The following is a 23,221-nucleotide window of genomic DNA, read 5'->3' on the forward strand; positions in this document are numbered from 1 at the left end:
TTCGCAGCCCTTCGCGACACAAGGCCGCTCCTACACAATCAAAAGCGACTTGCCCGAAACCATAGAATCTCCCACAGAGACCGCGCACAGCCGCAATATTGAGGCCTTGCCTGGAACCTGTGGGAGCTGGCGCCAGCCTGCGATGAGGCCAGCACAGGCTGGCGCAAAACCATAAATCCCCCATAAGACCTGTGCCACGGCCACCGATCTCACGGCCCGACCTGCCCTAAAATCTACGCTGTCTTCCAGCCCTCATCTACACCGTATCTACCTTCAACGAATGGTCATCGAGCATCCCGTTGATGATGGTCGCGGTGTCATGCCCTGCCGCAATCACCCCGCCCGCTCCCGCCGTCACCCCGTAATGCTGCGCCAGGTCCACCCCGGCAAGCTCGATGGTCTGGGTCGGCGACGCCCCTGCGACACTGCTGACCTCGATGGTCGAAACCACCGCAGCCCCGCTGCCACTGACCTTGAACTGCAGGAAATCATCCAGCGACGCACCGCTGGCCTGCTCACCCTGCAGCAGCTGCGACAGGTCCAGATGATCACTACCCGGGGCAAAGGCGGTAATGGTGTCATGCCCGCTATCACCCTTGTGCCAGACGAACGTATCGCTGCCAGCGCCGCCAGCCTGCCCGTTGTCAGCCGCGATACCCGCTAGCGTGTCGTGGTCGTCAGGCCCGATCAGGTTACCAATGGCAGGCGCCGGTTCGCCGTGCCCCTGCCCGGCACCTGCCGGAGCCTTGGCCTGGCTGTGCGCATCGGGTTGATCGTGGGCGGCAGCGGGCTGCTGATGGTGCTGGCCGCCCGCACCGCGGTCAGCCGGTGTGTCGTCATGGCGCACGGCATGGCTCGGCTCGACAGGCGCCTGGCTGGCAGGGCTGTGCTCCAGCGCCAAGCTCAGCTTGTAGGGTTCGGCCCCCGTGCCCGCGCCATTCTCGCTATTGACCACACGGATGCTGTACACCCCGTCATGGCCTGCCGTGAAGCTGCCGCCGTCGGCTAGCGGCTGGTAGACGCCATTGGCGTCCTTCCAGGCCAGCGCCAGGTTGGCGGCCGGGCGATCATGGTCAAGGGTCAGGGTTTCGCCTTTGTGCAGGGCCACGCTGAAGTGCTCCTCGCCCGATGCCGTGCCCACTGCGCCCAGGTAGCCGGCGACCACCAGCGCGGCGGTCATGCTGCCGGACAGGTTGCTGAACTCGCTGCGGGCGAGGTCCCGCTGCGGGCTGGCGGCCTTGTCGCTGGCATCGAAACGGATCAGTTGCGCGCCCCCGGACTCATCGGCCCTGCCCCCATGGCCAACCCCTTGGCCACGCTCATCGTCGGCGCAATCCACGGGTTTACCGCTGTGCACATTGACGGTGATGGTAGTGGTGCTCTCGTCGCCGTCGGCATCACGGATGGTGTAGACGAAGGTGTCGCTGGCCCACTCCGGCTGGTGATGGCCACCGTTGGTGGCGTGATAGGTGCCGTTGCCCTGGGAGTCGAGGGTCAGGTAGCCGTACTGGCCGAGGATCTTGTCGCCGACATGGCCAATGGCCGAAGTCGATGTGTCGTTGCCCGCCCGCACCCCCACCACATACTGGCTGTCTGCACGCACATCGGCGCCGACAACATCATTGGCCAGCACATTGCCAGTCACGCTGCTGCCCTGATTGACGTCGGCAAAGTCGCAATGCGCCTTGGGCACATCGTCGACGATGCTGATGACAATCGTGCTGCTGGTGGTGTGCCCCGCCGCGTCCCTCACCTGGTAGGTGAAGCTTTCGGTCAGTACGTTCGGGCCATCGTTGATGTGATTGGGCGAGTTCGGCGCCGAGGTCAAGGTGTAGGTATAGCTGCCATCGGGGTTCAGCAGAATCTGCCCATATTGGCCGGCGGCATTGCCCACCAGGCTGAACGTCAGCGCGCCAACGCCGCCCGTCACTGCATTGGCAAGCGAGCCCGAAGCGGTTTCGGCACTGGAATGCGGGTCACTGCCGAGCACCGTGCCGGGCGCCAGGTCGTCACCGGTCTTGCACATATCCAAGGCTTTTTCGTACACCGTGACTTCACTGTCGACACCGGCGATCAGTTTGCTTTCCTGCACGTTGATCTGCAGCACCGTGGTGCTCTCGTCACCGTCGGCATCGCGAATGGTGTAGACGAAGCTGTCATACGCCCAGGGCGGCAGCACGCTGTTGGCGTTGGCGTGGTAAGTGGCGTTGCCTTGCGCATCGAGCGTCAGGTAGCCGTACAGGCCGTCGATCTGGTCACCGACATGGCCCGTGGCCGCACTTGAGGTGTCGTGGCCGGCGCGCACGCCAACCACATACTGGCCATCTGCGCGCATATCCGCGCCGATCACATCATTGGCCAGCACATTGCCGCTCACCGCCGCACCTTGGGTGACATCGGCATAGTCGCAATGGGCTTTGGGTACGTCATCGACGATGTTGATGACGATGGTGCTGCTAGTGGTATTACCCAGCGAATCCTTCACCTGGTAGGTGAAGCTTTCGGTGATCACATTTGGCCCGTCGTTGACGTGGTTCGGCGAGTTGGGCGCTGAGGTCAATGTGTAGGTATAGCTGCCGTCGGGGTTGAGCAGAATCTGCCCGTACTGGCCGACAGCGTTGCCCACCAAGGTGAAGCTCAGTGCGCCTACACCGCCGTGCACCACGTTGGCCAGCGAGCCGGATGCGGTTTCGGCGGGCGAATGCGGGTCGCTGCCGAGCACATTACCGGGCGCCAGGTCGTCGCCGGTCTTGCACAGGTCCAGGGCTTTTTCGTAGACGGTTACGTCATCCTGGCCCGCCACCAGCTTGCAGTCCTGAACATTGATGGTGATGGTCGTGGTGCTTTCGTCGCCATCGGCATCGCGGATGGTGTAGACGAACGTGTCGCTCGCCCACTGCGGCAGGTCCTGGTTGGCATTGGCGTGGTAGGTGCCGACGCCGTTGGCATCGAGTACCAGGTAGCCATAATGGCCGGCGATCGGGTCGCCCAGGTTGCCGATGGCCGAGGACGAAGTGTCGTTACCTGCGCGCACGCCTACCACATACTGGCCGTCTGCTCGCACGTCGGCGCCGACCACATCGTTGGCCAGCACATTGCCGGTCACGCTGCCGCCCTCGCTGACATCGGCGTAGTCGCAATGGGCCTTGGGCACGTCGTCGACGATGTTGATCACGATGGTGCTGCTGGTGGTATTGCCGAGCGAGTCCTTCACCTGGTAGGTGAAACTTTCGGTAATGATATTTGGCCCGTCGTTGACGTGGTTCGGCGAGTTGGGCGCTGAGGTCAATGTGTAGGTATAGCTGCCGTCGGGGTTGAGCAGAATCTGCCCGTACTGGCCGACAGCATTGCCTACCAAGGTGAAGGTCAGTGCCCCCACGCCCCCTTGCACCACACCGGCCAGCGAGCCAGAGGCCGTTTCGGCGGGTGAATGCGGGTCGCTGCCGACCACATTGCCAGGCGCCAGATCGTCGCCGGTCTGGCACAGGTCCAGGGCTTTTTCGTAGACAGTCACGTCATCCTGGCCCGCCACCAGTTTGCAGTCCTGCACATTGATGGTGATGGTCGTGGTGCTTTCGTCGCCATCGGCATCGCGGATGGTGTAGACGAATGTGTCAGTGGCCCACTGCGGCAGGTCCTGGTTGGCGTTGGCGTGATAAGTGCCCACGCCATTGGCATCGAGGGTCAGATAGCCATACTGGCCGGCGATCGGGTCGCCCAGGTTGCCGATGGCCGAGGACGAGGTGTCGTTACCGGCGCGCACGCCTACCACGTACTGCCCGTCGGCTCGCACATCCGCCCCGGTGGTGTCGTTGTCCAGCACGTTGCCGGTCACGCTGCCGCCTTCGCTGACATCGGCAAAGTCGCAATGGTCCTTGGGCACATCATCGACGATGGTGACGTCCAACGAGCCGGTGGCGGTGTCGCCGTCACTGTCGGTCGCGGTGACAGTGAAATGCTCTTGCAGGCTGTTGGTGCCGTCGGCGTTGGGGTGGGTTTCGTTGTCGAGCAGCTGGTAGGTGTAGCTGACGACGCCGGTGTCGGGGTTGTAGCCGGTAATGGTCAGGGTGTTGCCAAGCGGCGTGGTCACCGACTGCGGGAAACCTGCCGGGGCGCCGTCGGCAACCAGGGTCAAGCCCGCTACGGTCAGGGTTTTCAGGCCATCCGGGGCGTTGACGGTGAAGGTGCCGCCTTGGGTCAGGGCGCCAGGGTTGGGCGCGCTGCCGTCGTCCAGGTTCTTCTCGAAGACCTTCACCTCACCGCCCTCGACATCCAGGCCACAGAGTTTTACCGGGTCGTCGAGGTTGTTGATATCCAGCGTCAGGGTCGCGCTGCTGGTGTCGCCGTCGGCGTCCTTGATGGTGTAGGCAAAATGCTCCACGCCGACGCCGCCGCCGAGCAGGTTCTTGAAGTCCGGGTCGCTGGTGTCGAGGGTGTAGGTATACGTGCCATCGGCGTTGAGCACCAAGGTGCCGTAAGTACCGGTGAAGGTGCCGCCCTGCACCATGCCGCCTTCGACCCGGTCGGCGCCCTGGATGTCGTTGTCCAGCACATTGCCGGTGAGCTGGGTGTTCAGCTCGGTGGCCGGGGTCGGGTTGTGGTCATCCACGGCGTGGGGCACGTCATCGATGATGTTCACATCCAGCGAGCCGCTGGCCACATCACCGTCGGTGTCGCTGACCAGCACCGGGAAGTGTTCGCCAAGTACGTTGGTGCCGGCGCCGTCGGGGTGCTGCTCGGCGCCGGTGAGGGTGTAGCTGTAGCTCACCACGCCAGTGGTCGGGTTGTAGCCGGTGATGGTGAGGATGTTGCCAAGCTCGGTAACGATAAACTGGCCGACGCCGGTCACGTTGCCGGCAGTGACCACGTTGATGCCGCCGACACTGAGGTTGAACACCCCATCCGGCGCGACCACGGTGAAGCTGCCGCTCTGGGTGAGTTGCCCTGGCGCATTGACCGAGCCCAACGGCAGGTTGGCTTCGTTGAGGGTCAGTTCGGCAGGTTCCACGCTCAGCCCTTCAAGGCTTACCGGGTGATCTGGCGTTGGGCCGGGAGTGCCGGTGCCGGCGCCATCGTCGTTGTCGCGGTCCCCCAGGTAATTCAGGGCAAGCTCGGGGAGGTTGTTGAAGCCTGCGGTAGGGAAGCCGATGGTGGGGTCAACCCGCCCAGCAACTTCGGTCAGCAGCACGAAACTGTGCCCGCCGCCCAATGCGCCGACGCTGCCAGGGTTGCCACCGGCAGCGGTGGCTTCGGCATCCTGGGTCGGGTCACCACCAGCAGCGATGGCCCGCTGCAGTTGCTCGACATCGGTCAGTTGCGCCTCGCTGGGCACCGCATCCGGGGTATCGACATGGGGCGCGCGGTTGGCCAGCAACTGCGGCGTCATCTCCAGGCTGCTGTCGCGGCCAAGGGTCAGCTCGGCACCATTTTGCAGATGCACGGCTACCGCACCGGTCGCACCGGTTTCAAGCTGCTCGCCGGCATATAGCCGGTCGCCTTCGACCAGTAACCGACGCTGGCCGTCATCGCCAATCGCCATTACCTGCCCGACCACCTTGCTGACCACGCCAACTAATTTGGCCATGAGTGCATGCCTCCCCTGCCGCTGGACTTTTTACAGTTCAAGGCGTGGCGGGCAGAGATTCCAGACGACCGGCCAGCATGGCTGGCAAGCGGAACGTCGCTGTCACCCAGGCAAGAATCACCCGTTTTTAGTGACGATTACGGCAATAGCAGTAATGGGTAATGGCAAGCTCAAAGTGCCAATTTATTGTCGCCAATTACCGCCAGCGCTTTTCTCCCCGTGTCCTCTGCTGCAAAAAAACTGGAACTTTCATCGAAGCCCGACAACCTGAGCGTTGCAGCCGGTTGAGCGAGCCACCTGAGAGCAACAATGTCGTGCTTTGCTTAGACCGCATAAGTTTTTTTTCGCATATACCTTATGAAGAAATCTTCTTAGCTAGGCCCATAAATGTTCTTAGCTAGGTTGTTACAAGCCTGAAACGGTTTGACTCTTATTTTTCGTCATTTTTTTGGCGATTGCAGGACCATTTTGAGACCAGGGAGAAGTACCCCATGCGCGTTTTAACCCCCATCACCGGTGCGATTTTATTGGCTATGACGTGCGCCAATACCCAGGCGATGTCACTTAACGAGGCCGTACAGAGCGCGGTGGATTACCACCCGCAGATCAGTTCGTATCGCAACAGCAGGCTCTCGGCTGATGAGGATGTGAAGTTCGCTCGCGGCGGGTACTTTCCCACGGTCGACCTGGTCGCAGGCTACGGGCGCCAGCGCTCGGACAACCTCAACACCCGCGGACTCAATGCCGACGGCACCCGCAACCACGACAAGGCCACCCTCAACTACACCCAGTCGGAGCTGCGCCTGCGGCAGATGATCTTCGACGGCTTCAACACCTCCAATGAAGTGGGTAGAACTGAAGCGGTGTCCAACTCGCGGGCCTACTACACCCAGGCCATCGCCCAGGACGTGGCACTGCGCACCGTCGAGGTGTACCTCGAAGTCCTGAAACGCCGTGAACTGGTCACCCTGGCCCGCAACAACCTGCAGGCGCACCTGCGGGTCAACGACCAGATCGGCCTGCGCAGCGAACGCGGCGTTGGCAGCACCGCCGACCTTGACCAGTCCCGCGCCCGCCGCGCCCTGGCAGAAAACAACCTGGACACCGCCGAGGTGGACCTGGCGGATGCCGAGGCCAACTTCTTCAGTGTGGTCGGGCGCCCTGCCGATGAGCTGGAGGCCCCGAGCACGATCAAGATAGAAGTGCCGCCAACCCTGGCCGACGCGCGCAAGAGCATGCAGGAAAACAACCCGTATCTGCGTTCGGCCCAGGCCGACGTGAACGCCGCCGAGAAACAGTACGAAGTGGCCAAGTCGCCGTTCTACCCGCGCCTGGACGCGGTGCTGGCGACCGGCGCCAACAACAACCAGGGCGGCGAGCGCGGGCACAGCAACAACGACTGGCAAGCGGGCGTGGAGCTCAGCTACAACCTGTTCCGCGGGGGCAGCGACAAAGCGCGCCTGCAGTCCGATGCGCACAAGATCAACCAGGCCATGGACATCCGCAACAACGCCCTGCGCGAGCTGAACGAAAACCTCAGCCTGTCGTGGAACGCCATGAACAACGCGCGCAAGCAGACCCCAAGCGCCCGTGAATACGCCGAAACCACACAGCGCGTGCGCGCCGCCTACCAAGACCAGTTCGGCCTGGGCCAACGCACCCTGCTCGATGTGCTCGACAGCGAGAACGAGCTGTACAACGCCAACCGGCGCTACGCCGAGGTGCGCTACACCGAGGAATACTCGATGTACCGCGTGCTGGCGACCATGGGCGAACTGCTGAGCAAACAGCGCATCACGCTGCCGGCCGAAGCCATTGCAAAATCCGAGGTGCGTAACGAGGCGCGGTTGCCCGACATGCGCTAGCACAAGCCAGGAGTAGGCCATCGTGACCAGTATGCAAAGCGCGCAACCGCGCCTGGATGTGGACGACCCGTTGCTCGATGGCCTGCTCATACTATGTCGCCTGCACGGCTGCAACGCCAGCCGCGCCAGCCTGTGCAGCGGCTTGCCGCTGGCCGGCCAGCGCATGAGCCTGGCGCTGCTGCCGCGTGCAGCCGCCCGGGCTGGCTTGCAGGCGCGGGTGCTGCGTCGCGAGCTGGGCGCCATCTCGGCGCTCAACCTGCCGCTGCTGTTGATTCTCAACGACGGCCGCAGCGCTGTGCTGCAGCGCTTCGGCGAAAACGGCCGGGCGCTGCTGCTGCCCTGCGAAGCCGAAGGCGGCGAGCAGTGGGTCGAGGCGCAGGCGCTGGCAGAGGCCTACAGCGGCCAAGCGTTGTTTGCCCGCCCCCGGCACACGCTGGAAGACGTACGCTCGCCGCTGCTGCCGCGGGTCAACGCCTGGTTTCGCGACACCCTGCGCCATTCGCGCTGGCTGTACGGCGACGCACTGCTGGCCAGCCTGCTGATCAACCTGCTGGGGCTGATGGTGCCGCTGTTCGTCATGCAGACCTACGACCGCGTAGTGCCTAACCAGGCGCTATCGACGCTGTGGGTGCTGGTAGCCGGCTTGTTCATTGGCACCGCCTTTGAACTGGTGCTGCGCATGGTCCGCGCGCATCTGCTCGACCAAGCCGGGAAAAAAACCGACCTGATACTTTCGGCCACGCTGTTCGAACGCATCACCGGCATGAGCATGAAGGCGCGCCCGGCCACCATCGGCGGCTTCGCCCAGAGCATCCACGACTTCCAGGGCCTGCGGGAATTCCTCACCGCCGTGACCCTGACCAGCATCATCGACCTGCCCTTCGTGGCGCTGATGTTACTGGTGATCGGCCTGCTTGGCGGCTGGCTGGTGGTCATCCCACTGGTTGCGTTCCCGGTGGCGGTGGCCCTGGCGTTGTTCATCCAGCTGCGCCTGCGCGACACCGTACAAAAGAGCCTGAGCCTGGGCGCAGTCCGCCAGGCGCTGCTGATCGAGACCCTTGGCGGCCTGGAAACCCTCAAGGCCTGCGGCGCCGAAAGCGAGCGCCAATACCAGTGGGAACACACCAACGGCGCCATCGCCCGGCTCGATGCTCACGCCCGCAACCTGTCATCACTGGCCACCAACGGCACGCTGTTCATCCAGCAGTTCTGCGGCATGGCCACCATCGTCGCCGGGGTGTACAGCATCATCGCCGGTAACCTCAGCGTCGGCGCACTGGTGGCCAGCTACATGCTCGGCAGCCGCGTGCTCGCCCCGCTCGGGCAGATTGCCGGGCTGATCACCCGCTACCAGCAAGCTCAGCTGACCATGCGCAGCACCGATGCACTGATGAGCCTGCCGCAAGAGCGCCAACCTGACCATCAGGGCCTGGAACACACCGCACTGCAGGGCGCGGTGAGCATCAGCCATGCCACCTTCCGCTACCCCGGCCAGACGGCAGCAGCACTTAGCGATGTGAGCTTCAGCCTGAGCCCCGGCGAGCGTATCGGCATCATTGGCCGTAGCGGCTCGGGCAAGAGCACCCTGGGCCGTTTGTTGATGGGCTTTCACCACCCCGACGAGGGCCAGGTGCTGTTGGACAACCTTGACCTGCGGCAACTGGATATCGCCGACCTGCGCAGCCAGATCGGCTATGTGGCCCACGACCTGCCGCTGCTGGCCGGCAGCCTGCGCGACAACCTCACCCTGGGCGCCCGCCATGTCAGCGATGCGCGCATGCTCGAAGTGGCCGAACTGACCGGCGTCAGCGAGCTGGCCCGCCAGCACCCACAAGGTTTCGACCGCCCGGTGGGTGAGCGCGGCCAGTTGCTCTCCGGCGGCCAGCGCCAGGCAGTGCTGCTGGCCCGCGCGCTGCTGCTGGAGCCGCCGCTGCTGATCCTCGACGAACCCACCAGCCACATGGACAACAGCAGCGAAGACCAACTGCGCCAGCGCCTGCTGGCCTGGGTGCCGGGCAAGACGCTGCTGCTGGTCACTCACCGTACCTCGATGCTAGGCCTGGTCGACCGGCTGCTGGTGCTGGATAACGGCAAGATCGTCGCCGATGGGCCTAAGGACGCGGTGATCGATGCGCTGCGCAAAGGGCGCATTGGTTCGGCGCTGTAGTGAGCAACCCCATTCCTCGGCGAGGTAGAACATGTCCATCAGCCATAGCGTGCGCAGTTACCTGCACGGCAGCGACGCTCGCGCCGAGCGCGACTATATGCCGGAGTTGGCCGGCGCCACCCAGCAAGAGTCGCCGGGGCTGTCACGCCTGACGGTATGGCTGGCGGCGGTGCTGCTACTGGTGGCACTGGTGTGGGCCAATTTTGCAGTGCTCGATGAGGTCACCGTCGGCGAGGGCAAGGCCATTCCGTCGAGCAAGATCCAAGTGGTGCAAAACCTCGAAGGTGGCATCGTGACCGAGATCTTCGTCCGCGAAGGCCAGATGGTCGACAAAGGCGCCACCCTGCTGCGCCTGGACGACACCCGGTTCAAGTCCAACAAAGGCGAGAGCGAAGCCGACCGCTACGCCCTCAGCGCCCAGGTGGAGCGGCTGCAGGCCGAAGCCGATGGCAAGCCTTTCGTGCTGTCCGCTGAAGTGCGCGCCAAGGCGCCACAGGTAGCCACGGATGAAGCAGGGTTGTACGAGTCGCGCCAACGCCGCCTGGCTAGCGAAAAACAGACGCTTAACGAGCAACTGCGGCAGAAAACCCAGGAACTTGCCGAGTTTCGCTCCAAGGTCGACCAGTACCGTTCAGCCGTAGGCCTGCTGCAACAGGAGCTGGATATGTCCTCGCCACTGGTCAGCAAGGGCGCCATCTCGCCGGTTGAAATCCTGCGCCTCAAACAGCGCAGCGTCGAAGCCCGCGGTCAGCTCAGCGCCACCAGCCTGGCGATACCCCGCGCCGAAGCTGCTGTGGCGGAAATCCGCAGCAAGATCCAGGAATCCGATGCCACCTTCCGCTCGGAGGCAGCCAAGGAACTCAACGACAAACGCACCGAGCTTTCCAAGATCACCGCCACCAGCATCGCCATCGACGACCGCGTCAACCGCACCACCGTGGTGTCGCCCGTGCGCGGCATCGTCAAGCTGCTGAAGGTCAACACCATAGGCGGCGTGGTCCAGCCCGGCAGCGATTTGGTGGAGATCGTGCCCATTGAAGACAACTTGCTGATCGAAGCCAAGGTGCGGCCCCAGGACGTGGCGTTTTTGCACCCCGGGCAGACTGCTATGGTCAAGTTCAGCGCCTACGACTACACCATTTACGGCGGTTTGAAGGCAAAGCTGGAGCTGATCGGCGCCGATACCGTCACTGACGACAAGGGCAACGCGTTCTACCTGATCCAGGTGCGCACCGACAAGAACCACCTGGGCGGGGACAACAAGCCATTGCTGATCATCCCCGGCATGGTCGCCACGGTGGACATTATTACCGGGCAGAAAAGCGTGTTGGACTACCTGTTGAAGCCGGTGCTCAAGGCGCGGACCGAAGCGTTGCGCGAGCGTTGAAGCTGGCGCTAGCAGCGTTCGACACTGTAGCCCTCCTGCCTGACCAACAGTGCAATCACGCGTTCGATCGCATGGGGCATGGTGCCATCACAGAGCCCACGCTCCAGATCGAACGCTTCAGGTTCGATCGCCCTGAGCCGCGCCAGCGCCTCAGGCCTGAACCAGTACATCGAGCCTGCGGGGAAGCGATCACGCACGAACTCCAGCCCCATCAGCCGGCAGGCGTCAGCCACTGGCTGGTGGTTGTAGGTCATGTTGTGGTCACTGTGTTCAATCAGGTACTTGCTCGGCACCACCAGCCCCAGCGTGGGGTCCTCGGCGAAGCGCCGAGCAACTGTGGCCACCTGCTCCGCGCTGCCCGCCAGCGATGAGAACAGCTCCTGCCTGATCTGCGCGCCATCAGCCCGGTAGACGGTTTTCTTGCCATGCAGCTTGCAGATGGCCTGATAGTTCAGGCCTTCAAGCTGGGCCAGCACCTTGATGAACGGCAGGATATCGCGCCCGCGGTTCTCGACAAGGTAAACCGCCGCCTCCGGGTAGCTGCTGCGCAGTTGCGCGGCTGCCGAAGCGCTGGTAGCGGTGAAATACAGGTCGCAGCCCACCGCTTGCAGGTTTTCAAGTTGCGCCTGCAGGTCAGCGAGCACCTCCGGGTAATGCAGGTGCACGATGGCGGCCAGTGGATTGCGCTGCTCAACCACCGCCGTCGCAATGCTCTGAGGCTGTTGGTCGTAGTCGCTCAGCACATCGTACGTGGCCTGCAGATAGCCATAGCCGAACTTGCGATCCGGCTCCAGATGGGTGCCTTCGGCCCACTCGTTCCAGGCATTGACGAATACCAGCTTCTCGTCGCTTGCGTACTTGGGGTTATCCTGCACGCGGTTGCAGAGGAATGCCAGCCACTGCTTGTAGCGCAGCAGGCTGAAGCCATGAAAGGTATGGCTGTTGTTCTGCTTGCGCGCGGTATTGTCCCAGGACAGCATCGCGGTCCTGTAGAGCTTGTAGGCCGGCTCGGGCATGCGCACAACGTTATCCACCACTTGGTCGTAACTGAACAGGTTGCCGGCGTAGTCCGGGTTGGTGATATCGAGCTGCTCGTTGATGCGATGGCTCAACGTGGTGTGGGGCGGGAACTCCAGAGAGGCATCAAAGCCGAATTCGTCGGGGGCCAGAATGCCGAAGGTCTGCGCGCACATCAGGTACAACCCTGGCAAACCATGCTTGACCACCTCTTCGCGCCACAGCCGGGCGGTGCCGGCCATGTCCGGGATGATACTGGCGCGATAGATGATCAGCAGCGGCTTGCCGTCCACCTTGATATAGCGCGGATCGGCGAAATACTGCAGCAGATGGCGAATGAATGCCAAGGAGTCCTCGGCGCTGTGCTCCTGGGCGATCAGCACGTCATTTTCCTGGCCGTCCCAACGGCGAGTCCAGTTTTCATTGGCCCAGGTCAGGCAGAACGGCATGTCCACCTGCGGGTCGCGCAGCATCATCTGCAATGGCGTGTCCATGAGGATCTTGCCGGCGAACCAGTAGAAGTAATAGTTGAAGCCATGCACGCCATAGGCTTTGGCAAGCCGGGCCTGCTCGCGCATGACCTGCGGCACACGCAGGTCGTAGTAGCCGCAGTGGATTGGCAAGTGCGGCTGGTAGTGGCCCTGGTAGTTGGGGCGGGCCTTGGCCACGTTGCTCCATTCGGTAAAGCCTTTGCCCCACCATTTGTCGTTTTCGGCGAACGGGTGAAACTGCGGTAGATAAAACGCGATGAGTTTCACGCTTGGGTCTATTGGCGGCTGGGCGATATGTTCGGTGAAGCCTTCGCTGATGCTATCAAAGGCAATGACCGGAATGTCCGCAGCCGTTGCTTGTGCGCCGCTTTGCACAGGCACCGGCAACGCCCAGGCCGAGCGAATGCGGCGCAACACGGCCAAGGCACCTTCACGGCGTAGTAGCCGAAGACTACCGGACAGGATCGCTGGCACGCCGCCGTGTGCGCGTACACGGCCGCTCACGCGCAGTGCAAGCTGACGGACTGGTTCCGCTTGCCGTTTCGCCACGCGTAATGGCTGCGTCAGCCGCCAACTGTTGGAATGGCGTAGAGCCGCAACGATGTGGGTTTGCTGCTGCAGGCTTTCGCGCGCCTCGTCGAGCAGGCGTGACAGCTCGGCACGTTCCGCTTCGGCTTGCGCAATGCACTGGCGGGCCTCGACCAGCGACGTTTGTTGCTCACCCAACAACGCCCCGCGGGCAGTGATCATGTCGAGGTCTTCGGTAGCACTGCTGTATTTCTGGTCGATGCTGTGTATATCGCAGGTCGCGTTGGTGTAGTCCGGGTAGACGCCGAGAATTCGCTGGCGATGACGGGGCTGGTACTCGGCATCCTTGCCAAACACCGCGACGAAATCGTTCCAGGCCCTGGCCGGGTCGCTTTCCAGGTCGCCGCCTTTGTTGGCAATGAAGGATTCGAACAATACTGGGTTATAGCCGCTGCGCTGAGCCCAGGCGACCAAAGCGCTGCCTGCATCGGGGTAAAAGCGCCAGCAGTCCACCGGATAGCGGTGGATATAGCCGTTGCTAGGCATGTTCAGGTACAGCACACCGTCAGGCTTGAGGATGCGCAACAGCTCCAGGTACACCAGCCAGAATAGCTGCGAGTGCTCGAACACCGAGCTGCACACCACGACATCTACCGAAGCGTCGGCGAAGGGCATCTGGTAAGGGTCGTCGAGCACCACATCGACGCCGTCGCCTGGGTCGAAGTCGACGCCGATATAGTTGGCTGCAGTCGGGCACACCTGTCGCAGCGAACCGTTAACATCCCGCGAGCCGATGTCCACCACGGTTTTGCCAGCGGCATCGGCGAGGTAGTTTTGAAAGAACAGGGCACCGAGATTCATAGCACTAGGATGCATACACCAACCTTTGTTCAAGCAACGCTAAGACTGATAGCGGACAGAGGAATACCGATGATGCCGGTGGCCACCGGATCATGATGGGAGCGGATGACCAGCGCTTCGTGCAACCAGTGGAGCTGGCGGTGCTCGTGCTGGGAGCCTTCGGCTACCGCTACCTGGACGACGTAGTCGCCTTTAGCTAGCCAGGGCATGTAGAACTCGAAACGTGCGGTGAGCTGGCTGCCCGCGGGCGCGGGCAGTGGCTGATGCTGGTAGCTGAAGTAGGTGTTGTCACCGAACAGTGTCTGGCCCAGGCGATCTTTGACGAAAAAGCCGACGATGGGGCGAGCCAGGTCACAAGCCACATCCACCACAACGCTCAGCGTCACCTGCTCGCCACCGACCACCCAGGCCAGGTTGGCCCCTTGCGAGTCGGTCAGCACAACACTGCTGACCCGCGCCTGCTCGCCGCCGAATGCAGCCTCGTCAGGCGCAAAACGCAACACCTGCAAGTCGTTGCGAAAGGCGCTCGCGTTGACCAGATCGGTGCGTTGGTCTTTCCACACAAGCTCCGGCTGGCCTAAGCGGGCGATGTGCTTGCGCTGTGGCTGAGCATCGACCGGCTGTTCGGACAACGCGCCGAACAACGCATTGAGGTACTGCTCGCACACCTCCTTGGCCGGGCCCGTCTGACGCTGCTCGCCACGGTCGAGCCAGAGCACCCGGTCACAGAGGCTGATGATCGACGAAGAATCGTGGCTCACGAAAATCAGTGACTTGGTCTGGCAGAACGTCCTGATAAAACGCATGCATTTCTGGGTGAAGAACGCATCACCCACCGACAGCGCTTCATCGACCACCAGGATGTCGGCGTCTACATGGGCCACAACCGCAAAAGCCAGGCGCACGTACATGCCGCTGGAGTAGGTTTTAACGGGTTGTTCAAGAAATTCGCCAATATCGGCAAACTCTGCGATGGCCTGGAAACGCTCATCAATCTGCGCTGGGCTCAGGCCATACAGCGAAGCGGCCAGGTAGACGTTTTCGCGGCCGCTGAACTCGGGGTTGAAGCCGGCGCCAAGCTCAAGCAATGCCGCCACTCGCCCGTTGACCTGCAGTTCACCGCTGGTAGGGGTAAGCGTGCCGCAGATCATCTGCAGCAGTGTGGATTTGCCCGAACCATTGCACCCGATAATGCCGACCGTTTCACCCTTGCGGATATCGAGGTCGATATCCTTGAGCGCCCAGAACTCGCGGAAAAAGCGCCGGCCTTTGCCCGTCAGCATTTGCAGCAGTCGGTGGTGGGGTTTGTCATAGACGTGATAGCACTTGTTCAAGCCGCGGACACGCACTGCTAGGTCAGAGCACATCGGCAAACCCCTTTCTGGTCTTCTGGAACCAGGCAAAACCGCCCCAGGCGCAGATAAGACCGGCGCCCAGTGAAAGCGCCCAGTTACCGAATGCGGGCAACTGGCCCCAGAGCAGAACAGCGCGCGCCTGCTCGATGACATGGGTCAGCGGATTGAGTTCGAGCAGATAGCGATAGTGCTCAGGGATTGCCGACAGTGGGTAGAAGATCGGCGACATGAACATCAGCGCAGTGACCAGCACACCCACCATTTGGCCCACGTCCCGCAGGAACACACCCAGCGAGGCCAGCAACCATGAAAGGCCGAGGACGAACAACACCAACGGTAACAGTACCAAGGGCAACAGCAGCCCGGTCAACGGCGGCAGGCCAAAGCACACCAGGTAAAAGAGCATCCACACCAGCAGGCTGACCAGCAGGTTGAACAAGGCGCCAACAAGGGTCACGAGCGCCAGGATTTCCAGAGGGAAGATCACTTTTTTCACGTAGCTGGCGTTGGCCACCACCAAGCCAGGCGCCCGGCTGATGCACTCGGAAAAGACGCTGAAGACGACAAGTCCGGTGAACAAAATCAGGGCGAACTCGGTTTTCGAGTGGCCGCTGTCACCCCACTTGGCATTGAACACCACGCTGAAAACAAATGTGTAGACCGCCAGCATGAACGCCGGCGTGAGCACAGCCCAGCAGATGCCTAGGTAGGAACCGCGATAGCGGCTGGCCACCTCGCGTTTGCTCAACGCATGGATAAGCTTGCGGTGCTGCCAGAGCACCGAAAACATGGCCATGGGAGAGGCAGATATCTTTTGCACGCCTCGCATACCTCTTCTAATAAATAGCAAACTCCGCCTGCTGCTTTGCGCCAGCACGGCGAGGGTGATTTAGCGGTAGATGTCAGCGTCGGCCAGCGCCCGCCCCATCGCGTCCTTGCCCGACACCAGCGGCGCCCCTTGCAATGGCCAGCCAACCGCGACCTGCGGGTCGTTCCACATCAGGCAGCGCTCATCTGCGGGGCTGTAGTAGCGGGTGGTCTTGTACAAGAACTCCGCGGTTTCCGAGAGCACATAGAAACCGTGGGCAAAGCCTTCCGGCACCCAGAGCTGGCGCCGGTTTGCCGCAGACAGGTGGGCGCCGATCCACTGGCCAAACGTTGGCGAGCGCTGGCGCAGGTCTACCGCCACATCGAACACCTCACCTGCAACCACGCGCACCAATTTGCCCTGGGGGTTGTCGAGTTGGTAATGCAGGCCACGCAGCACGCCTTTGTGCGAGCGGGAATGATTGTCCTGAACGAACGCCACGCGCTGATCGACAGCGGCCTCGAACAGCCGATGGTTGTAGCTTTCAAAAAACGCGCCGCGCTCGTCCTCGAAAATGGCAGGTTCGAGCAGGACAACCTCTGCAATGGCCAGTGGGGTCGCTTTCATCAGCAGATACCCTCGTTGAGCAGGCGTTGCAGGTACTGGCCATATCCAGTCTTGGCCAATGGCAGAATCATTGCGTCAAGTTGCTCGGCACCGATCCAGCCCTGGCGGTAGGCAATTTCTTCTGGGCAGGCAACTTTCAAGCCCTGGCGGTTTTCGATGGTGGCGATGTACTGCCCAGCCTCGAGCAGCGAATCGTGAGTGCCGGTGTCAAGCCATGCGTAGCCCCGCCCCATCTTCTCGACAGACAACCTGCCCTGTTCGAGGTAGATGCGATTGATATCGGTAATTTCCAGCTCGCCGCGCGCGGAGGGGCGAATTTGCCGGGCGATATCGACCACCTGCGCGTCATAGAAATACAGCCCGGTGACGGCGTAGTTGGAGCGTGGCTGCAGCGGCTTTTCTTCAAGGCTCACCGCCGTACCCGCCTCGTCGAAGGCGACAACGCCGTAGCGTTGAGGGTCGCTGACGTGATAGGCGAACACTGAAGCGCCCTGCTCACGGCGGCAGGCATTGCGCAGCAGTTCCTGGAAGTGGTAGCCGTAGAAGATGTTGTCGCCCAACACCAGTGCGGACGGGCCGTTGGCAATGAAGGTTTCAGCAATCAAGAATGCCTGGGCAAGGCCGTCCGGAGAGTGCTGCACGGCGTAGCACAGGTTCAGCCCCCAATGGCTGCCATCCCCCAAAAGCTGTTCGAAGCGCGGCGTATCCTGGGGCGTGGAGATGATCAGGATGTCCTGGATCCCTGCCAGCATCAGCGTGGTCAGCGGATAGAAGATCATCGGTTTGTCGTAGACCGGGAGCAGCTGTTTGGATATCGCCAGGGTTGCCGGATACAGACGAGTACCCGAGCCCCCAGCCAGAATGATGCCTTTGCGTTTGCTCATGCCTGCTGCTCCATCAGTTCGTTCAGCGTGCGCGCTACGCCGGTGGTCCAATCTGGCAAATCCACGCCGAAGGCGGTCTGCAACCGGGTAGTCGCAAGCCTGGAATTGAACGGGCGTAGCGCCGGTGTCGGATATTGTTCGGTGGTCAAGGGATTCAGTGCGCACGGCGCTAGCATCAGCGGCAAACCTGCAGCCTGGGCATGGGCAAGTACAAAACCCGCGTAGCGGAACCAGGTCGTCTCCCCCGCCGCCGCCACGTTGTAGAGCCCGGCCAGCGCAGGTTCGCGGAGCACCTGCGGGATTGCCTGGGCGCTGATATCGGCCAGCAGCCGAGCCTCGGTTGGTGCGCCGAACTGGTCGTCGATCACGCCGAGGCTCCCGCGTCGGGCAGCCAGTTTGAGCAAGGTTTTTGCGAAATTGTTGCCGTGGGCGGCATGCACCCAACTGGTACGGAAAATCAGATAGCGACAGCCTGACAGGCGGATGGCGACTTCGCCGGCCAGCTTGCTGGCGCCGTAGACATTCAACGGACCTGTGGTGTCGTACTCCGTCCACGGCAACACGCCATGGCCTGGGTAGACGTAGTCCGTGGAGAAGTGCACGAGCAACGCCCCGCTCTGGGCTGCGTATCGAGCCAGCACGCCCACGGCTTCGGCATTCACTCGATAAGCAGCGGCGGCATCAGCCTCGGCGCGGTCGACAGCGGTGTAGGCTGCCGCATTGACGATGACCTCGGGTGCGTAGTGCTGCAGCGTACGGGAAAGGCCGACGAGGTCGGCCAGGTCGCCGCAAAGGGGGTCACTGCGCGAACCCAGCGCAAGAAGCTCGCCCAGCGGTGCGAGGCTGTGTTGCAACTCGTGGCCGACCTGCCCATGCTTGCCCAGCAAGAGGATTTTCATCGCCCGAGGCCTGCGCCAAGTACCGCCTGCACCCAGGCTTGATTGTCCAGGTACCAGCCAACGGTCTTGGCGATGCCGCTTTCGAAGATTTCAGCAGGCCGCCAACCCAGCTCCCGCTCGACCTTGCCAGCGTTGATCGCGTAACGCCGGTCATGCCCGGGGCGGTCTGCCACATGGATAATCTGCGAGCAGTAGCTTTGCCCATCAGCACGGGGGCGCAACGCGTCGAGCAGTCGGCAAATGTGGCTGATGACTTCGAGGTTGGACATCTCGTTGCACCCACCGATGTTGTACACCTCGCCTACTGCGCCAGCCTCCAGCACGCGGCGAATTGCAGCGCAATGATCCCCCACATACAACCAGTCGCGGATCTGCAGGCCATCCCCATAGAGCGGCAACGCCTTGCCAGCCAGCGCATTGGCGAGCATCAGCGGGATCAGTTTTTCCGGGAACTGCCACGGGCCGTAGTTGTTCGAGCAATTGGTGGTCAGTACCGGCAGCCCGTAGGTGTGGTGATAAGCCCGAACCAGGTGGTCGCTTGCTGCCTTGCTTGCTGAGTACGGGCTGTTGGGCTGGTACGGATGGGCTTCGGTGAACGCTGCATCGCCCTCGGCCAGGCTGCCATAGACCTCATCAGTTGAGACATGCAGGAAGCGAAACGCACCGCCCTGCGAAGTGGGCAACGCTCGCCAGTAAGTGGTAACACACTGCAACAGCCGGAACGTGCCAACGATGTTGGTCTGCACGAACGCCTCGGGCCCTTCGATCGAGCGATCGACATGGGACTCGGCCGCAAAGTTGATTACCGCTCGCGGCCGATGGTGCTCGAGCAATTGCTGCACCAGCCCGGCATCGCCGATATCGCCCTGGACAAAGATATGCTGCGCACCTGGGCGCAGCGAAGCGAGACTTTGCAGGTTGCCGGCGTAGGTCAACTTGTCGAGATTGATGACGGTTTCTTCCGAGCAGGCCAGCCAGTCGAGTACAAAGTTGGCACCGATAAACCCTGCACCGCCGGTTACTAAAATAGTCATCCGTTCAAATCTTCTTTAATAAGGCCGCAGCAAACAAACCGATATTGCCCATGAGTGTCTGCCGATAGAGACGCGCCCGTAACAGATTGAGTAGGCGCCACGGTAACCGCTGTTGACGTGCAGCTTTGAATAGCGCCAGGGAACGGCGGTGCTTTTCATCAAACCGATGTTGCATTTTTTCCAGCGCACAGATGTTTTGTGTATTCCACCCGCGCAATTTCCCCTCCAGCAACATACGGCACCGTTTCAACTGATTATTTAAACCGGTGTTACTACCTATTATGTTGCCGGCATGCTGGCGATACATGAGCCAAGGACGCGGATCGTAGCGAACCTCACCCTCTGCGCCACAGACCAACTGATAACACCACCAGTCATGGGACGGCACTGCAACGTGCCAACCGGCCTCGACGAGGAGGGCTCTGGCGGAAAGGTTGAACACCATGGTGTTGCCACCCGCGATACTCTGTACCAGCGCATTTCTGAAATGGGGCGCAAAGGTGAACCTGGGTGAAAACGTGCGGTGCACCCCGGCTTCACAAACTATCTGGGTACGGCCGCAATACAGCGCCGGCCGCTCGGCAGGCACACGGCGCAACCACTTCAACGCCACCTGTAATTTGTCCTCGTGCCAGACGTCATCTTGGTCGGACCAAGCAAAAAATTGCGCGCGAATGCCTTCGCGACAGGTCAAAGACAAGAAGTTCGCTACAAAGCCAATACCCGGCCCGGCATACAGGTGAACCCGGTGCGCACCTTGCAGATGTTGAAAGGACCGAAGTAATTCATGCGTACCATCTGTTGAACCGTCATCAGAAACATGAAGCGACCAATCCCCATGGGATTGACTAGAGATGGAGTCCAGCTGCGCCCGCAGGAAGGCACCACCATTGTAGGTACACATTAGAATGGCAACATGATCATTCTCTAACGCTACAGAGCTTTCACAGCCAACAAGAACGTCCGACGAACGCGCGCCTGAATACGCAGAATGCACCGCAGCACCCCAATCTCGATAGACAGCACCCAGAAAAATCAATATGAACTACAGGCACAAGCAAACTTACCCGAGTAAGTTGCATGAGTATGGCTAAGCGTTAATTAAATAGCCTTGGAGATCCAGGCAACTTAATTACCTGCCATTAGCATGTAGAGGGCGCCATGGTACAGCGATAAAAAATGGGAGCTAGGGCGACGCTTCCGATGAGAGCGTAGGAATTTTCTCTTTTGTACCCTCGAAGGTCACAAGTGTGGTGTCAAACCCCGCCCCCATGGTTGCGTGCATACGTCTGCCCGCCCATGGCCTCGATCTGCCCGTCAATCAACGCCTCGAACGGGCGCAATAACTCATCGAAGCTGTGCGGGGCTTCCAGCACATTGAGCGCCTGCACCACTGCCTCGATAGTCGACAGTGCGCCCGGCTGCGGAGCCTTGCGCAAGCGATAACGCGACGGTGGCACCTCGCCAAGCGTCACCCTTGGCAGTGCCGCCAGCGACGGGTTCAGGTACAACAGCTTGCGCGCCTTGCGCCAGGTGCCGTCAGGCACGATAAGCAGCAGGGGTAGCGGGTCCGGGCTGGCGTTGTAGGGCTGCAATACCTGCGCATCGTCACCGGGGAACAGCACCACCGGCCGGTAACCAGGCGTCGCCAGCAATGCCTGCAGGTCATCGAACACTTCCCCCACCTGCAACTGTGCGTTGGCCAGGCCAAGGGCCGCCAGGCGCGCGGTATTCAGAGCGTGGGACGTTTCGCTGGGGTGCTGCAGCAGGACCACTCGGGTGCGGCTGGCAAGGTCTGGGATCAGCGGGCAAAGGCAGTGGGCGAGCGGGCGCTGGCAGCGTTCGCAGCGAGGTCTGGGCATGGGGTCCTCCGTTGGCGGAGGGATTTTGCCACAGGCCGCGGAGCCGGGCCCGAGTTTACTGGCCCGGTAGCCGCCGTGGAGATTCCTTGGTTTTGTACAAGCCTGTTCTCGTCAGACATATCTCCTTGTGGCGAGCGGGCTTGCCCCGCGTTGGGCTGCGCAGCAGCCCCTGAAAACCCAAGGGTAACCCTCAGGGCTGCTGCGCAGCCCAACGCGGGACAAGCCCGCTCGCCACAACTGTCCATCTATACCGCCGCTAGCGGTTGAAGCGCTCCGCCAGGCTGTGCAGGTAATCGGCCATGCGTTCCAGGTCCTGGCTGATTTCGGCGCCTTGCTTGGCCTGGCCTGCACTCTCATCACACAGATGGGCAATGCGCACGATCTGCTGGTTGATGTCCTCGGCAACGTGGCTTTGCTGCTCGGAGGCCGTGGCCATCTGCTGGCTCATGCCAGTGATGCGGCTGACCGCCTGGACGATGCCCGCCAACGCCGACTGCACTGCCTCGACACTGTGCGCGCTGTCCTGGGAGATCTGCTGGCCACGGCTGGCGCTGGCCACCGCGCGGTCGGCACCTGAGCGCAGGGTGGCGATGATGGTGTGAATCTCATCGGTCGAAGAACGAGTGCGCTGGGCCAGCGAGCGGACTTCGTCGGCCACCACCGCAAAGCCCCTGCCCTGCTCGCCGGCACGTGCGGCTTCGATGGCGGCGTTGAGCGCCAGCAGGTTGGTCTGTTCGGCAATCGAGGTGATCACATCCACCACGCTGCCAATCGACTGGGTCTGCTCAGCCAAGGCATTGACCGCCTGGCCAATGTCACTCACCGCCTCACGCATGCTACCCATCGCCCGCAGGCTCTGCTGGGCCAGATCGCTGCCCTGCTGGGCCAACTGGTCGGCATCGCCTGCGGCATGGGCAGTGCTCTGCACGTTTTGCGTCACTTCCTGGATGGTCGCCGCCATTTCTGCAATGGCAGTGGCCGACTGGTCGGTCTCGCTGCGCTGGCGGTCGAGCATCTGGGCCTGCGAATCAGACAGTTCAGCCGATTGCGCGGCCCGCGACTTGACCCCGACGCCTGCATCCACCAACCGGGTCAGTGCGGTTTGCAGCCGCGCTTCTTCGCTGTGGATGGCCAGGTCGAGCTGCCCGCGCAGCCCTGGGCTGTCACTGTAGGTCAGCGCCACCAGTGGGCTGGTGAACGCCTTGGGGTGTTCTGCGAGGGTTCGGCGAATGTGCGTGTCGTGACGCAGCTCGCTCAGGTACCAGGCCGCCAGCAGGCTCGCAGCCAGAACGCCCAGGGCCGCGTATTGCGGCAACCAGACCAGGGCTGCAGCCGACAGCACACCGGCACCGATCAGCGGCCAGCCACCCGCAAGGGCGTGGCCCAGGCGCGCAGTCAACGGCACTGGCGAGCGCCCGGCGCGCAGACGCGCGTACAGCGCCTCGGCGCGGCGGATCTGCTCACGCGTAGGCACCGAGCGTACCGACTCGTAGCCACTGATGCGGCCGTTTTCGTACACCGCCGTGACATAGGCACTGACCCAGTAGAAATCACCGTTTTTGGAGCGGTTCTTGACCACACCCATCCACGGTTTGCCCTGCTTGATGGTGTCCCACATATGGCCGAACACCGACGGCGGCATGTCGGGGTGACGCACCAGATTGTGCGGCTGGCCCACCAGCTCGTCGTAGGTGAAACCGCTGATAGCCGCGAACGCGTCGTTGCAATAAGTGATATGGCTGTTCAGGTCAGTGGTTGAAATCAGCCGCTGATCGTTTGGAAATGTTCTTTCGCGTTCAGTGACGGGCAAATTCATGCGCATCGTTGGCGGTCCCTTGTGTATCCGGGTGGG

Annotated in this window: 14 protein-coding genes; 3 read left to right on the forward strand and 11 right to left on the reverse strand. The window is 62.0% G+C overall.

Annotated elements, in window-relative coordinates; genetic code table 11:
• Window positions 1–256: 256 nt before the first annotated feature.
• On the reverse strand, window positions 257–5,584 hold the full coding sequence (locus HU720_RS11685; protein WP_186520085.1) for a retention module-containing protein: 5,328 nt from the start codon (window positions 5,582–5,584) through the stop codon (window positions 257–259).
• 491 nt (window positions 5,585–6,075) lie between these two features.
• Between HU720_RS11685 and HU720_RS11690 the strand changes: the two genes are divergently transcribed.
• From HU720_RS11690 to HU720_RS11700, 3 genes are read left to right on the forward strand one after another with little or no spacing between them, the layout of a single operon-like run.
• Window positions 6,076–7,449, forward strand: coding sequence for a TolC family outer membrane protein (locus tag HU720_RS11690; RefSeq protein ID WP_186520086.1), 1,374 nt, complete (start codon window positions 6,076–6,078; stop codon window positions 7,447–7,449).
• A 31-nt stretch (window positions 7,450–7,480) separates the two neighbouring features.
• On the forward strand, window positions 7,481–9,616 hold the full coding sequence (locus HU720_RS11695) for a type I secretion system permease/ATPase (protein ID WP_186520119.1): 2,136 nt from the start codon (window positions 7,481–7,483) through the stop codon (window positions 9,614–9,616).
• 31 nt (window positions 9,617–9,647) lie between these two features.
• Window positions 9,648–11,003, forward strand: a complete 1,356-nt coding sequence (locus tag HU720_RS11700; RefSeq protein ID WP_186520087.1) for an HlyD family type I secretion periplasmic adaptor subunit — start codon at window positions 9,648–9,650, stop codon at window positions 11,001–11,003.
• Window positions 11,004–11,011: 8 nt separating this feature from the next.
• Here HU720_RS11700 and HU720_RS11705 read toward each other — a convergent pair whose 3' ends face one another.
• From HU720_RS11705 to HU720_RS11750, 10 genes are all read right to left on the reverse strand, one after another.
• Window positions 11,012–13,900: a glycoside hydrolase family 99-like domain-containing protein gene (locus HU720_RS11705; RefSeq protein ID WP_186520088.1), complete on the reverse strand. Its 2,889-nt coding sequence runs from the start codon at window positions 13,898–13,900 to the stop codon at window positions 11,012–11,014.
• A 29-nt stretch (window positions 13,901–13,929) separates the two neighbouring features.
• Window positions 13,930–15,267 (reverse strand): ABC transporter ATP-binding protein, encoded by a 1,338-nt coding sequence (locus HU720_RS11710; protein ID WP_186520089.1) that lies wholly within the window; start codon window positions 15,265–15,267, stop codon window positions 13,930–13,932.
• Window positions 15,257–16,084, reverse strand: coding sequence for an ABC transporter permease (locus HU720_RS11715; protein WP_225917310.1), 828 nt, complete (start codon window positions 16,082–16,084; stop codon window positions 15,257–15,259). Before HU720_RS11715 ends, HU720_RS11710 begins: the two co-directional genes overlap by 11 nt.
• Window positions 16,085–16,144: 60 nt before the next feature.
• Window positions 16,145–16,690, reverse strand: a complete 546-nt coding sequence (rfbC, locus tag HU720_RS11720; protein ID WP_186520091.1) for a dTDP-4-dehydrorhamnose 3,5-epimerase — start codon at window positions 16,688–16,690, stop codon at window positions 16,145–16,147.
• On the reverse strand, window positions 16,690–17,574 hold the full coding sequence (rfbA, locus tag HU720_RS11725) for a glucose-1-phosphate thymidylyltransferase RfbA (RefSeq protein WP_186520092.1): 885 nt from the start codon (window positions 17,572–17,574) through the stop codon (window positions 16,690–16,692). Before rfbA ends, rfbC begins: the two co-directional genes overlap by 1 nt.
• Window positions 17,571–18,473 (reverse strand): dTDP-4-dehydrorhamnose reductase, encoded by a 903-nt coding sequence (rfbD, locus tag HU720_RS11730; RefSeq protein ID WP_186520093.1) that lies wholly within the window; start codon window positions 18,471–18,473, stop codon window positions 17,571–17,573. The genes rfbA and rfbD overlap by 4 nt, the downstream gene beginning before the upstream one ends.
• Entirely contained in the window at window positions 18,470–19,507 is a 1,038-nt protein-coding gene (gene rfbB / locus HU720_RS11735) for a dTDP-glucose 4,6-dehydratase (protein ID WP_186520094.1), read from the reverse strand. The genes rfbD and rfbB overlap by 4 nt, the downstream gene beginning before the upstream one ends.
• Before the next feature lie 4 nt (window positions 19,508–19,511).
• Window positions 19,512–20,411 (reverse strand): glycosyltransferase, encoded by a 900-nt coding sequence (locus HU720_RS11740; protein WP_186520095.1) that lies wholly within the window; start codon window positions 20,409–20,411, stop codon window positions 19,512–19,514.
• A gap of 352 nt (window positions 20,412–20,763) precedes the next feature.
• Window positions 20,764–21,369, reverse strand: coding sequence for a DTW domain-containing protein (locus tag HU720_RS11745; protein ID WP_186520096.1), 606 nt, complete (start codon window positions 21,367–21,369; stop codon window positions 20,764–20,766).
• Between the two features lie 256 nt (window positions 21,370–21,625).
• On the reverse strand, window positions 21,626–23,191 hold the full coding sequence (locus tag HU720_RS11750; protein WP_186520097.1) for a PAS domain-containing methyl-accepting chemotaxis protein: 1,566 nt from the start codon (window positions 23,189–23,191) through the stop codon (window positions 21,626–21,628).
• Between the last annotated feature and the right edge of the window lie 30 nt (window positions 23,192–23,221).

It is taken from the genome of Pseudomonas sp. SWRI51 (assembly GCF_014268825.1).
GTDB lineage: Bacteria > Pseudomonadota > Gammaproteobacteria > Pseudomonadales > Pseudomonadaceae > Aquipseudomonas > Aquipseudomonas farsensis.

Bases quoted from the DNA above. Each gene is read 5' to 3' on its own strand.
- HU720_RS11740 (WP_186520095.1), bottom strand. From the start codon at position 20,411: ATGTGTACCTACAATGGTGGTGCCTTCCTGCGGGCGCAGCTGGACTCC.
- HU720_RS11745 (WP_186520096.1), bottom strand. From the start codon at position 21,369: ATGCCCAGACCTCGCTGCGAACGCTGCCAGCGCCCGCTCGCCCACTGC.
- HU720_RS11690 (WP_186520086.1), top strand. From the start codon at position 6,076: ATGCGCGTTTTAACCCCCATCACCGGTGCGATTTTATTGGCTATGACG.
- HU720_RS11700 (WP_186520087.1), top strand. From the start codon at position 9,648: ATGTCCATCAGCCATAGCGTGCGCAGTTACCTGCACGGCAGCGACGCT.
- HU720_RS11695 (WP_186520119.1), top strand. From the start codon at position 7,481: ATGCAAAGCGCGCAACCGCGCCTGGATGTGGACGACCCGTTGCTCGAT.
- HU720_RS11750 (WP_186520097.1), bottom strand. From the start codon at position 23,191: ATGCGCATGAATTTGCCCGTCACTGAACGCGAAAGAACATTTCCAAAC.
- rfbB (WP_186520094.1), bottom strand. From the start codon at position 19,507: ATGACTATTTTAGTAACCGGCGGTGCAGGGTTTATCGGTGCCAACTTT.
- rfbD (WP_186520093.1), bottom strand. From the start codon at position 18,473: ATGAAAATCCTCTTGCTGGGCAAGCATGGGCAGGTCGGCCACGAGTTG.
- rfbA (WP_186520092.1), bottom strand. From the start codon at position 17,574: ATGAGCAAACGCAAAGGCATCATTCTGGCTGGGGGCTCGGGTACTCGT.
- rfbC (WP_186520091.1), bottom strand. From the start codon at position 16,690: ATGAAAGCGACCCCACTGGCCATTGCAGAGGTTGTCCTGCTCGAACCT.
- HU720_RS11705 (WP_186520088.1), bottom strand. From the start codon at position 13,900: ATGAATCTCGGTGCCCTGTTCTTTCAAAACTACCTCGCCGATGCCGCT.
- HU720_RS11710 (WP_186520089.1), bottom strand. From the start codon at position 15,267: ATGTGCTCTGACCTAGCAGTGCGTGTCCGCGGCTTGAACAAGTGCTAT.
- HU720_RS11715 (WP_225917310.1), bottom strand. From the start codon at position 16,084: ATGCGAGGCGTGCAAAAGATATCTGCCTCTCCCATGGCCATGTTTTCG.
- HU720_RS11685 (WP_186520085.1), bottom strand. From the start codon at position 5,584: ATGGCCAAATTAGTTGGCGTGGTCAGCAAGGTGGTCGGGCAGGTAATG.